The following is an 11,529-nucleotide window of genomic DNA, read 5'->3' as shown; positions in this document are numbered from 1 at the left end:
AGCGCGTGAGCGTCAACCATGACACCGCGTATCGGGAAATTTACCGTCTTCCGTGCCCGCCCCCGGGCCAAGGATCCCATTGTCGCAGCCCCACCGCCTCAACCGGTCCGGTCGAGTCACTCCTGCCGCCCGACGTGCCGGTCCGCCGTCGCGCGGCAGGGCCTGCCTGGTCGGCCTCGGCCGGACGGTCCGGACGGCCCGTGCGGGTCACCGGTCGGTCGGCACGACGGTTGACTAGCGTGTGTGTCCATGACGGAACGCACGGTGCTGGTCACCGGAGGCACGGGTGGGCTGGGCGGCGCGGTCACCGCCGCCTTCCTCGACGCAGGCTGGCGGGTGGTCGTACCCCAGCGGGAGGCCGGGACGGACGACGGCCCGGTCCGGGTCGTGGCCGACCTGCTGACCCCCGAGGGGGCCGCGCGGGCGGTCGAGGTCGCGACCGCCGAGCCGGCCGCGCCACTGCGCGCGGTGGTCAACCTGGTCGGCGGGTACGCCGCGGGCGGCCTGGTGCACGAGACCCCGGTCGAGGAGTTCGAGCGGATGCTGCGGCTCAACCTGCGCCCGACCTACCTGGTGACCCGGGCGGCACTGCCGCACCTCGTGGCGACCGGTGACGGCGCCGTGGTCTGCGTCTCCGCGCGGGCGGCGGTGTCGCCGTTCCCGGGCGCCTCGGGCTACGTCACCGCCAAGGCCGCGGTGCGGGCGTTCGCCGACGCGGTCGCGGTCGAGTACCGCCAGCGCGGGGTGCGGTGCAACACGGTGCTGCCGAGCGTCATCGACACCCCGGCCAACCGGGCCGCCCAGCCCGACGCCGACCACCGGCGCTGGGTGCCTCCGGCGCAGATCGCCGGCGTGATCCGGTTCCTGGCCTCCCCCGAGTCGGCGCCCACGAGCGGCGCCGGCATCCCGGTCTACGGCCGGGCCTGAACCGGCACCGGGCCGTCGCGGCCCGCCCCGCCGGCCGGACGTGGAGGGCCGCCCGGAGCCGGGCCGGGACCGGCGGACGGATCGTCGGGCAGCCACTCGCTCAGGTGCGCCCGGATCCGGCGGGCCACCTCCTCCGGTGGGCCGTTGCCGTCCACCACCACGAAGCCGCCGTACTCCGGCAGCCTCCGGTAGGCGGTGTCCGCGTCGGTCAGCCAGGCCATGCTCTCGTGGTCGGTGCCGCGCCGCTCGATCCGGCGGTACGCCTCGGCCGGGTCGACGGTGAGCAGGAACGTGACAGCGGGCGCCGGGAAGACCCGGTAGCCGGCCCGGACCAGCCGCTCCCACCGCTGCCCGCCGTGCGCCCGGATGCTCGCGTACTGGCAGTATGACCAGCGGTCCATCACCGCGGTACGGCCAGTGACCAGGCAGCTCAGCAGCGCGAGCGCGATGGCCAGCCAGCGCAGCGCCGACTCGACCACGAGCAGGCCGTCACGCCCGACGAGCCGCTGCGCGTCCGGACGGCCGATCCGTTGGGCGACGCGGCCGAGCCAGCGGCGGCCACCGGCGTTGCGGTGGTACGTCGCGGGGTGGCCGGCGGCGGTGAGGGCCTGGGCGAGCCGGTGCGCCTGGGTGGTCTTGCCTGAGCCGTCGATGCCGATCAGGGCGACGGCACGCAGTCGGGCCCTGCCCCGCCGCGTCCGCAGTGAGCTGGCCACCCTCCCGAGGTTATCCGACCGACGCCCACACCGGCCTGTATGTCGCTTTCCTGCCCTGGCGGGCCGATCGCGCCGCAACAGGTGTGACCGGAGCGTCCGCCGGGTACGCAACGTGATCCCACCGCCCATGACGACGAGGGAGCCGCAGATGGCCGAGCGCGGGGACGAGACCCTGGTGCACACGCTGAAGAAGGTCGCCGCCGTGCTCAAACAGTCCGAGATCCCGTTCGCGCTGGGTGGCAGCTTCGCGGTGTACGCGCACGGCGGCCACTCCAGCGACCACGACGTGGACTTCCTGCTCCGCGAGGTCGACGTCGACCGGGCGCTGGAGGCGCTCGTCGAGGCCGGCTTCACCGCCGAGCGCCCGCCGGAGGACTGGCTGGTCAAGGTCTACGACGAGGACCGGATGGTGGACCTGATCCACCGGCCGGTGGAGACGCCGGTGACCGAGGAGACGTTCGCCGACACGATCGTGCGCCCGGTCGACGCCATCCACATGCCGGTGCTCTCGGCCAGCCAGCTCATGGTGCACAAGCTGCTGAGCTTCTCGCAGCACTACTGCGACTTCGCCCGCGCCCTGCCGCTGGCCCGCTCGCTGCGGGAGCAGATCGACTGGGAACGGGTACGGAAGGAGACGCAGCACTCGCCGTACGCGGAGGCGTTCCTGGTGCTGCTCGACCGGCTGGACGTGCTGCCCGGCGGCGCGCCCGGCGGAAGGGAGACCCTGTGACCGGACTGTCCGGCGACGTTCCCCCCGACGAGTACGTCGAGGCGGAGATCCAGAGCATGCTGGCCGAGGACCCGACGGTGGCCGAGCAGGGCATCACCGTGGTGCGGCGGGAGAACGGGCTGGTGCTCTACGGCGAGGTGGAGAGCCCGCACCGGCGGGAGGAGATCCTGCGCCGGGTGGCCGAGCGCTTCCCGGACACCCACGTGACGAGCGACATCGGGGTGATCCGCACGCAGGCGCCCACCCAGGTCGAGGAGCTGCCGTGAGGGAGGTTCGATGGTGATCCGGATCGCCGCCGTCGGCGACGTGCATCTGGACGAGGACGTGGTGGGCCGGTTCCGTCCGGCGCTGGAGGAGCTGCCCGGCTCCGCCGACGCGCTGCTGCTCGCCGGTGACCTGACCCGGCACGGCACCGAGGCCGAGGCGCGCTGCGTGGCCCGGGAGTTCGGCGATCTCGGCGTACCGGTGATCACCGTGCTCGGCAACCACGACCACCAGTGCGACCAGGTGCCGCAGGTGGTGAAGGTGCTGGAGGACGCCGGGATCACGGTGCTGGAGGGCACCGGCGTCGTGGTGGACACGCCGGGCGGGCGGCTCGGGGTGGCCGGCGTCAAGGGGTTCGGCGGCGGGTTCGCCGGGCGCTGCGCCAGCGACTTCGGCGAGCCGGAGATGAAGGCGTTCGTACGGACCACCCGGGAGAGCGCCGACGCGCTCGCCGACGCGCTGCTCTCGCTGGACTGCGACGCGCTCGTCGCGCTCACCCACTACTCCCCCGTGCCGGACACGCTCGCCGGCGAGCCGCTGGAGATCTATCCGTTCCTCGGCTGCTACCAGCTCGGGCAGGCGATCGACGCCGCGCCCACCGCGCTGGCGCTGCACGGGCACGCCCACCACGGCACCGAGCGCGGCACCACGCCGGGCGGGGTGCGGGTCCGCAACGTGGCGCACCCGGTGATCAAGCAGGCGTACAGCGTCTTCCACCTGGGCGGTGACCAGCTCGACTGACCGGGAGGTTTCCGGGATCGGGCGCACGGGTATTCAGCCGACATGGAGCTGATTCTCTGGATTCTCGCAGTCGTACTGGTGGTCGCCGGAATTCTCGCCCTGTTCCGCCGGCAGATCCTCTGGGGCATCGTCCTCATCGTCGTCGGCCTCCTGGTCGGCCCGGGTGGCGTCAGCATCTTCAACACGTAACAGCGGTTCTCGTACCCGCCGGGGTCGCCGGGCCCGGGTGTTCCGTCCTGCCGGACCGGAACACCCGGGCCGGGTGACTCCGGCTTTTCCGCGTCCGGGCCGGCGTTTGCCGGGCCGGTCGAGCGGAAACATCTCGACCATGGAGACGTCGCAGAGTGTCACCCGGCGCACCACCGGCGCCCGGAAGTGGTGGGCGCTGCTCGGTTTCGGCGCCGCCACCTTCGCCGCGGCCGCGATCGGCGGGCTGGGTGTGCAGGGCACCTCCGCCGAGTATCAGAGCCTGGAGCAACCCGCGTGGGCGCCGCCGTCGTGGCTGTTCGGCCCGGTCTGGACGGTCCTCTACGCGCTGATCGCGATCGCCGGCTGGCTGGTCTGGCGCCGGGTCGGGTTCGGCCCCGCGCTCTGGGCCTGGGTGGTGCAGCTCGTGCTGAACGCGATCTGGACCCCGCTGTTCTTCGGCGCCGGGGCGTACGGGCTGGCGTTCGCCGAGATCGTGCTGATGTGGCTGGCGATCGGCGTGACCGTGGTCCTGTTCCGGCGCGTCTCCCGGCCGGCCACGCTGCTGATGCTGCCGTACTGGGCGTGGGTGACGTTCGCGTCCGCGCTGAACTTCGCGGTGTGGCGGCTGAACTCCTGACCGGTACGGGCGCGAGGGCCGGTCGCCCCCGCGCCCGCCGGGCTCAGCAGCGGGGTACGCCGGGGATGTAGCCGTCGTAGCCGGTGTAGACGTAGGCGTCGGAGATGAACCGGCCGGAGCCGATCCGGTCCCAGATCGAGCTGGTGCCGTAGGTGCCGCTGACGCTGGTGCCACTGGTCTGGCACTGGATGGTCACCTTCGCCCCGTCGGCGACCGTGCCGACCGAGCTGTAGCCGGTGCCGGGGCCGGAGCGGACCGTCAGCGGGGAGCCGGCCGTGTTCACGGTGCCCTGGCCGGTGTTCGTCCCGCCGCAGCCGTTGTCGCTGGTGTAGGTCTTGGTGCCCCAGTAGAGCGCCTGGACGCCGTTGAACTTGATCTTCACCGAGCTGCCGTCGATGCGCTGCTCGTAGTGCAGGTGCGGGCCGGTGGAGCCGCCGGTCGTGCCGACGTACCCGATCACCCGGCCGTAGCCGACGGTCTGCCCGACGGAGACGTTGAAGGCGCTCAGGTGGGCGTAGTAGGTGGTGTGGCCGCCGCCGTGGTTGATCCGGACGTACTTGCCGTAGCTGGTGTCGCCGAGGTTGGTGACCACGTCGACGGTGCCGGGCGCGCTGGCGACGACCGGGTCGCCGGCGTCGTCGGTGCGGTTGAAGTCGATGGCGTTCGCCGGGCTGTGGTTGGTCCGGGTCTGACCGGACCAGGACTGGTTGCAGGGGAACGGGACCTTGAACGTCGGCGCGGCCATCGCCGGCGCGGCCGGCACGAGGGTCGCCGCCAGGACCGTCGCGCTCGCCCCGAGGGCGAGCCATCGCTTACGCATCCACTGCCTCCAATGTTGAAAGTCTTCAATGTGATGCGGACATCCTGACAGAAAGTTCCGTTCCCGGGAAGATTCGTGGGAGCGCACCCAAGCCCCTGGCCAGGGTTTCGGGATTGTTACCGGGCCGTGTCCGGTTAGGGGTGGACCCGACACGATGCAAGCGCTTACATGTGAGGACGACCATCGGACCGGCGCGGGTTCGATCCCCCCACGCGCCGGCAAGGAAGGAGATCGGCATGGCGTTTGCCAGATCGCGCCAGACGCTCGCGGTCGCCGGCGTCCTGGGGCTGGCGCTCGGTGTCGCCGCCTGCGGCACCGGCGATGACAAGAAGAGCGACAAGGCCGGATCGGCCGAATGCGCCGCATACGAGAAGTACGAAGGTCACGACGGCAAGAAGGTGACCATCTACTCCTCCATCCGGGAGATCGAGGCCGACCGCCTCAACGAGTCCTGGAAGCAGTTCGAGGACTGCACCGGCATCGAGATCGACCACGAGGGCAACGCCGAGTTCGAGGCGCAGCTCCCGGTCCGGGTCGACGGCGGCAACGCCCCCGACCTCGCCTTCATCCCGCAGCCGGGCCTGCTGAAGCGCTTCGTCGACTCGGGCAAGCTCAAGCCGGTCGGCGCCGACACCAAGGCGATGGCCGAGCAGAACTACTCCCCCGACTGGCTGAAGTACAGCACCGTCAACGGCCAGCTCTACGGCGCCCCGCTCGGCTCGAACGTGAAGTCCTTCGTGTGGTACTCGCCGAAGACCTTCAAGGACAAGGGCTGGACCGTCCCCACCACGTGGGACGACCTGATCAAGCTCTCCGACCAGATCGCGGCCAGCGGCACCAAGCCGTGGTGCGCCGGCATCGAGTCCGGTGACGCCACCGGCTGGCCGGCCACCGACTGGATCGAGGACGTGCTGCTGCGTACCGGCGGCCCGGAGGTCTACGACAAGTGGACCACCCACCAGATCCCGTTCAACGACCCGCAGGTTGCTGACGCGCTCAACCGGGCCGGCACCATCCTGAAGAACGAGAAGTACATGAACGGCGGCTTCGGCGGCGTCAAGAGCATCTCCACCACCGCCTTCCAGGAGGGCGGCACGCCGATCACCACCGGCAAGTGCGCGATGCACCGCCAGGCGTCCTTCTACGCCAACCAGTGGCCCGAGGGCACCAAGGTGGCCGAGGACGGCGACGTCTTCGCGTTCTACTTCCCGGCCATCGACCCGGCCAAGGGCAAGCCGGTGCTGGGTGGCGGCGAGTTCGTCGGCGCGTTCGCCGACCGTCCCGAGGTCCAGGCGGTGCAGACCTACCTGGCCTCCGGCGAGTACGCCAACAGCCGCGCCAAGATCGGTGACTGGGTGTCCGCGAACAAGAAGCTGGACATCAACAACGTGCCGAACCCGGTGGACAAGCTCTCCGTGGGCATCCTCCAGGACGAGAAGACGGTCTTCCGCTTCGACGGCTCGGACCTGATGCCGGCCGCGGTCGGCGCCGGCACCTTCTGGAAGGGCATGGTGGCCTGGATCAACGGCAAGGACACCAACTCCGTCCTGAACGACATCGAGGGCAGCTGGAAGTGATCTAGCAGGTGGCCCGGTCCGGTTCCCCCGGACCGGGCCACCTCTGCTAGCCGAACCCTTGAAGGAGGGTCGATGGAGTTCGACTTCGCGGCGGAGCAGCCGAAGTTCCTCATGCTGATGTACGGGCTGATCGCCTTCGTCGCGGTGGTGGGCGGGCTGCTCCTGCTCCTCGACGTGGTGCCGTCGTACTTCGCCCGGCGCCGGGAGGCGCAACTGGTCGCCGCCTCGGTGAGCGGCACGCCGCTGCCCCGCCGGCCCAAGCAGCGCGAGGGCGCGTTCGCGTTCTTCTTCCTGTTGCCGACGCTGCTGCTGCTCGCCGTCGGACTGGTGGTGCCGGCCATCCGCACCACGCTGCTCTCCTTCATGGACTCCAGCAGCAGCAACTGGGTGGGACTGGACAACTACCGCTGGATGTTCGCCGAGGACTCGATCGTCCGGGTCCTGGTCAACACGCTGATCTGGGTGCTGCTGGTGCCGCTGGTGGCCACCGCGTTCGGCCTGATCTACGCGGTCCTGGTGGACAAGGCACGGTTCGAGGCCGTCGCCAAGTCCCTGATCTTCCTGCCGATGGCGATCTCGTTCGTCGGCGCCTCCATCATCTGGCGCTTCGTCTACGCCTACCGGGGCGAGGGCGACCAGATCGGCCTGCTCAACCAGATCGTGGTGAGCCTCGGCGGAGAACCGAAGCAGTGGCTGCTGGACTCGCCGCTGAACACGTTCCTGCTCATCGTGATCATGGTGTGGATCCAGGCCGGTTTCGCCATGGTGGTGCTCTCCGCCGCGATCAAGGCCATCCCGGCCGACATCGTCGAGGCGGCCCGGCTCGACGGCACCACCGCCTGGCAGATGTTCTGGCGGATCACCATTCCGAGCATCCGGCCGGCGCTGATCGTCGTGGTGGTGACGATCTCCATCGCCACGCTCAAGGTCTTCGACATCGTCCGCACCGCCACCAACGGCAACTACGACACGAACGTGATCGCGACCGAGATGTACAACCAGGCGTTCCGCTACCAGGAGAACGGGCAGGGCTCGGCGCTGGCGGTGTTCCTGTTCGTCCTGGTGATCCCGATCGTGATCTACCAGATCCGCAACCTGCGCAAGCAGCGGGAGGGCTGAGATGACCACCACCACGCCCACCGTCGGAGTCGGCGCCCAGGCCACCGAACCGGCCACCCGGGGCGCCCGGGTGCGCAAGCGTCTGAACAGCCGTACCGCCACGCTCGTGTCGGTCGTGATCGCGATGCTCTGGACGATCCCGACCTTCGGCCTGTTCATCTCCTCGCTCCGGCCGGAGAACGAGATCAAGACCACCGGGTGGTGGACGTTCTTCAGCGACCCGCAGATCACGCTGGAGAACTACCAGGAGGTGCTGTTCAGCTCCGGCTCGTCCGGGCAGCTGGCCAGCTACTTCATCAACTCGCTGGCGATCACCATCCCCTCGGTGCTCTTCCCGCTCGCGTTCGCGTCGCTCGCGGCGTACGCGCTGGCGTGGATGAACTTCAAGGGGCGGGACTGGGTCTACATCGGCATCTTCGCACTGCAGATCGTGCCGCTGCAGATGGCCCTGGTGCCGCTGCTGCGGTTCTTCTCCACCGGCGTCACGATCGCCGGGGTGCAGATCCTGCCCGCGTGGGATCTGGTCGACGAGCAGAAGTTCGCCCAGGTGTGGTTCGCGCACACCTGTTTCGCGCTTCCGTTCGCCGTGTTCCTGCTGCACAACTTCATCTCGCAGCTTCCCGGCGACCTGATGGAGGCGGCCCGGGTCGACGGGGCCACCCACCCGAAGATCTTCCGCACCATCGTGCTGCCGCTGATCATGCCCGCGCTGGCGGCGTTCGGCATCTTCCAGTTCCTCTGGGTCTGGAACGACCTGCTGGTCGCGCTGATCTTCGCCGGTGGCGGCGACGAGACCGCCCCGCTGACGGTCCGGCTCGCGGAACTGGCCGGCACCCGGGGCAACGAGTGGCAGCGGCTGACGGCCGGCGCGTTCGTGTCGATCGTCGTACCGCTGATCGTGTTCCTGTCCCTCCAGCGCTTCTTCGTGCGAGGCCTGCTCGCCGGCAGCGTCAAGGGTTGATCCGCGCCCCGCCGCCGGCACGGCCGGCGGCGGGGCCCGGGTCACGGCGGGGAGCCCACACGATGACCAGAATTGACGACGTCGCCCGGCTGGCCGGGGTCTCCACGGCCACCGTCTCCCGGGCGCTGCGGGGCCTGCCGACGGTCTCGGCCGCGACCCGGCGGCGGGTGCTCGCCGCCGCCGAGCAGCTCCAGTACGCGGTGTCCCCGAGCGCCAGCCGGCTGGCCGGCGGCCGGACCGGCACGGTCGCGGTGGTGGTGCCCCGGATCACCAGGTGGTTCTTCGGCACGGTGGTCGAGGCGGTCGAGGAGTTCCTCCAGGACAGCGGCTACGACCTGCTGCTCTACAACCTCGGCGGCCGGGAGCAGACCCGCCAGCGGGTGCTGCGCACGGCGAGCCTGCACAAGCGCGTGGACGCGATCATCCTGGTCGCCACCCCGCTGCGCGCGGCGGACGTGCACGCGCTGACGAACCTGGACCTGCCCGGCGTGACGATCAGCTCCGGCAGCGAGGTGCCCGGGTGGCCCTGCGTCCGGATCGACGACGTGGCCGCCGCCCGGACCGCCACCCGCCACCTGCTCGACCTCGGCCACACCCGGATCGCGCACATCTCCGGCGACCCGGACGACGAACTGGCCTTCACCACCCACCTGGACCGGCGGCGCGGCTACCAGGAGGCGTTGCGGGCCGCCGGGCTGCGGCCCGACCCGAGCCTCGACGTCGAGTCGCGGTTCACCATCGACGGGGGTACCCGGGCCACCGCCGAGCTGCTGGCCCGGGGCGAGCCGCCGACGGCCATCTTCGCCGCCTGCGACGAGATGGCGATGGGCGCGGTCACCGCGCTGCGCGACGCCGGGCTACGGGTGCCGCAGGACGTGAGCGTGATCGGCATCGACGACCACGACCTCGCCGGTGTGCTCGGGCTCTCCACGATCGCCCAGCCCGCCGCCGACCAGGGACTGCTCGCCGCCCGCATCCTGCTCGACCCGCTCGGCGTACGGGCCACCGAGCCGTACCCCGGCCTGGTGCCCGCGCCGCGCGGCGCCGGCACCGACGACGGGACGCCACCCCCGGTGATCCTCCCCACTCGCCTGGTGGTGCGCGAATCGACAGCGCCGCCGCGGGCACACTGAACCAACTTGCTCGTCCCCGCACCACCCAGACAGGAGTAAGGCGCTGAACACCGACGCGACGCAGCAGGCCCCGGGCACCGGCTGGTGGACCGAGGCGGTGATCTACCAGGTCTACCCGCGCTCGTTCGCCGACTCCGACGGCGACGGCATCGGCGACCTGCCGGGCATCACCTCCCGGCTCGACCACCTCGCCGAGCTGGGAGTCGACGCGCTCTGGCTGTCCCCGTTCTATCCGTCCCCGCAGGCCGACGCCGGGTACGACGTGGCCGACTACCGCGACGTCGACCCGCTGTTCGGCACGCTCGCCGACGCCGACAAGCTGATCGCCGAGGCGAAGGCGCGCGGGCTACGGGTGATCGTCGACCTGGTGCCCAACCACACCTCGTCCGCGCACCGCTGGTTCACCGAGGCGGTGGCGGCCGCCCCGGGCAGCCCGGAGCGGCAGCGTTACGTCTTCCGCGACGGCAAGGGCCCGGACGGCGCCGAGCCGCCGAACGACTGGGTGAGCGTCTTCGGCGGCCCCGCCTGGACGCGGCTGCCGGACGGACAGTGGTACCTGCACCTGTTCGACTCCGGCCAGCCCGACCTCAACTGGGACAACCCGGAGGTGCGCGCGGAGTTCCTCGACGTGCTGCGTTTCTGGCTGGACCGGGGCGTGGACGGCTTCCGGGTGGACGTGGCGCACGGCCTGATCAAGCAGGCCGACCTGGCCGACTGGCAGGAGCCGCAGGAGATCCTCTCCGGCAGCGAGGTGGACAAGCCGCGCCCGCCGATGTGGGACCAGGACGGCGTGCACGAGATCTACCGGGAGTGGCGGCGGGTCCTCGACTCGTACCCCGGTGAGCGGATCCTGGTCGCCGAGGCGTGGGTGGAGCCGGCCGAGCGGCTGGCCCGGTACGTGCGCCCGGACGAGATGCACCAGGCGTTCAACTTCGAGTACCTGCTGGCCGCCTGGACCGCGCCGGCCCAGTACGCGGTGATCACCCGCTCGCTGGAGGCCACCGACTCCGTCGGCGCGCCCACCACCTGGGTCCTGTCCAACCACGACGTGGTCCGGCACGCCTCCCGGCTGGGGCTGGGCACCGCCGGTGGCCGGGCCAACGGCGTCGGCGTGGACGACCCGCAGCCGGACGCCGCGCTGGGTCTGCGCCGGGCCCGGGCAGCCAGCCTGCTGATGCTCGCGCTGCCCGGCTCCGCCTACCTCTACCAGGGCGAGGAACTGGGGCTGCCGGAGCACACCACGCTGCCCGACGAGGCCCGCCAGGACCCGACCTGGGCGCGCAGCGGGCACACCGAGCGCGGCCGGGACGGCTGCCGGGTGCCGATCCCGTGGGAGGCCGACGCCCCGTCGTACGGCTTCGGGCCGACCGACGCGAGCTGGCTGCCCCAGCCGTCGACCTGGGCCGAGTACGCGCTGGACCGGCAGCGCGGCGTGCCCGGGTCGACGTACGAGCTGTACCGGACCGCGCTGCGGCTGCGCCGCGAGCACGCGCTGGCCCGGGGCCCGCTGCGGTTCCTGTCCTCCGGCGACGAGGTGCTCACGTTCACCAACGGCGACCTCACCGTGCTGACGAACTTCGGGGCCGACCCGGCGCCGCTGCCGGCCGGCGCGCAGGTGCTGGTGTCGAGCGCGCCGCTGGACGACGCCACGGTCCCCACGGACGTCACCGTCTGGTTCCGGGTGGTGTAAGGAAGGGCCCCTTATTAACGCCTCC

The 11,529-nt window shown here is 71.2% G+C and carries 12 protein-coding genes and 1 pseudogene; 11 read left to right on the top strand and 2 right to left on the bottom strand.

Going from position 1 to position 11,529, the window contains the following annotated elements; translation table 11 throughout:
- The first annotated feature begins 249 nt into the window (after window positions 1-249).
- Window positions 250-927 carry an SDR family NAD(P)-dependent oxidoreductase gene (locus KBX43_RS13590; RefSeq protein ID WP_043328814.1) on the top strand — a complete coding sequence of 226 codons (678 nt, stop codon included), beginning with the start codon at window positions 250-252 and terminating at the stop codon, window positions 925-927.
- Here KBX43_RS13590 and KBX43_RS13585 read toward each other — a convergent pair.
- Window positions 912-1,643: a dTMP kinase gene (locus tag KBX43_RS13585; protein ID WP_043328813.1), complete on the bottom strand. Its 732-nt coding sequence runs from the start codon at window positions 1,641-1,643 to the stop codon at window positions 912-914. The two genes, KBX43_RS13590 and KBX43_RS13585, sit on opposite strands and share 16 nt — an antisense overlap.
- A 148-nt stretch (window positions 1,644-1,791) precedes the next feature.
- On the opposite strand from KBX43_RS13585, the gene KBX43_RS13580 reads away from it, so the two are divergent.
- From KBX43_RS13580 to KBX43_RS13560, 5 genes and pseudogenes are all read left to right on the top strand, one after another.
- Window positions 1,792-2,373 carry a nucleotidyltransferase gene (locus KBX43_RS13580; RefSeq protein ID WP_013288157.1) on the top strand — a complete coding sequence of 194 codons (582 nt, stop codon included), beginning with the start codon at window positions 1,792-1,794 and terminating at the stop codon, window positions 2,371-2,373.
- 56 nt (window positions 2,374-2,429) lie between these two features.
- On the top strand, window positions 2,430-2,639 hold the full coding sequence (locus KBX43_RS13575) for a hypothetical protein (protein WP_225319459.1): 210 nt from the start codon (window positions 2,430-2,432) through the stop codon (window positions 2,637-2,639).
- A gap of 10 nt (window positions 2,640-2,649) precedes the next feature.
- A pseudogene (locus KBX43_RS13570) lies at window positions 2,650-3,430 on the top strand (metallophosphoesterase).
- Entirely contained in the window at window positions 3,421-3,567 is a 147-nt protein-coding gene (locus KBX43_RS13565; protein WP_013288160.1) for a GPGG-motif small membrane protein, read from the top strand. The pseudogene KBX43_RS13570 and the gene KBX43_RS13565 overlap by 10 nt, the downstream one beginning before the upstream one ends.
- Before the next feature lie 139 nt (window positions 3,568-3,706).
- Complete coding sequence (locus KBX43_RS13560; RefSeq protein WP_210870440.1) at window positions 3,707-4,204, top strand: TspO/MBR family protein; 498 nt, start codon at window positions 3,707-3,709, stop codon at window positions 4,202-4,204.
- A 43-nt stretch (window positions 4,205-4,247) separates the two neighbouring features.
- Here the strand turns inward: KBX43_RS13560 and KBX43_RS13555 are convergent, their stop codons facing one another.
- On the bottom strand, window positions 4,248-5,024 hold the full coding sequence (locus KBX43_RS13555; protein ID WP_043328805.1) for a M23 family metallopeptidase: 777 nt from the start codon (window positions 5,022-5,024) through the stop codon (window positions 4,248-4,250).
- A 236-nt stretch (window positions 5,025-5,260) separates the two neighbouring features.
- Here KBX43_RS13555 and KBX43_RS13550 point away from each other — a divergent pair, with 236 nt between their 5' ends.
- The 5 genes from KBX43_RS13550 (at window position 5,261) to KBX43_RS13530 (ending at window position 11,504) form a co-directional block, all read left to right on the top strand.
- On the top strand, window positions 5,261-6,601 hold the full coding sequence (locus KBX43_RS13550) for an ABC transporter substrate-binding protein (RefSeq protein WP_030502265.1): 1,341 nt from the start codon (window positions 5,261-5,263) through the stop codon (window positions 6,599-6,601).
- 72 nt (window positions 6,602-6,673) lie between these two features.
- The gene (locus tag KBX43_RS13545) at window positions 6,674-7,720 is read left to right on the top strand and encodes a carbohydrate ABC transporter permease (protein WP_030502266.1); all 1,047 of its coding nucleotides are present in this window, start codon (window positions 6,674-6,676) and stop codon (window positions 7,718-7,720) included.
- Between the two features lies 1 nt (window position 7,721).
- Complete coding sequence (locus tag KBX43_RS13540) at window positions 7,722-8,681, top strand: carbohydrate ABC transporter permease (protein ID WP_043328804.1); 960 nt, start codon at window positions 7,722-7,724, stop codon at window positions 8,679-8,681.
- A gap of 62 nt (window positions 8,682-8,743) precedes the next feature.
- Complete coding sequence (locus tag KBX43_RS13535) at window positions 8,744-9,814, top strand: LacI family DNA-binding transcriptional regulator (protein WP_043328803.1); 1,071 nt, start codon at window positions 8,744-8,746, stop codon at window positions 9,812-9,814.
- Window positions 9,815-9,857: 43 nt separating this feature from the next.
- Window positions 9,858-11,504, top strand: a complete 1,647-nt coding sequence (locus tag KBX43_RS13530) for an alpha-amylase family glycosyl hydrolase (protein WP_043328802.1) — start codon at window positions 9,858-9,860, stop codon at window positions 11,502-11,504.
- Window positions 11,505-11,529: the final 25 nt, after the last annotated feature.

Origin of the sequence: Micromonospora sp. C41 (assembly GCF_018070485.1) — a bacterium.
In the GTDB taxonomy this organism is placed as follows: domain Bacteria; phylum Actinomycetota; class Actinomycetes; order Mycobacteriales; family Micromonosporaceae; genus Micromonospora; species Micromonospora chalcea.
The sequence above is the reverse complement of the archived record's forward strand: the minus strand, read 5'-3'. Positions and strand labels throughout refer to the sequence as shown.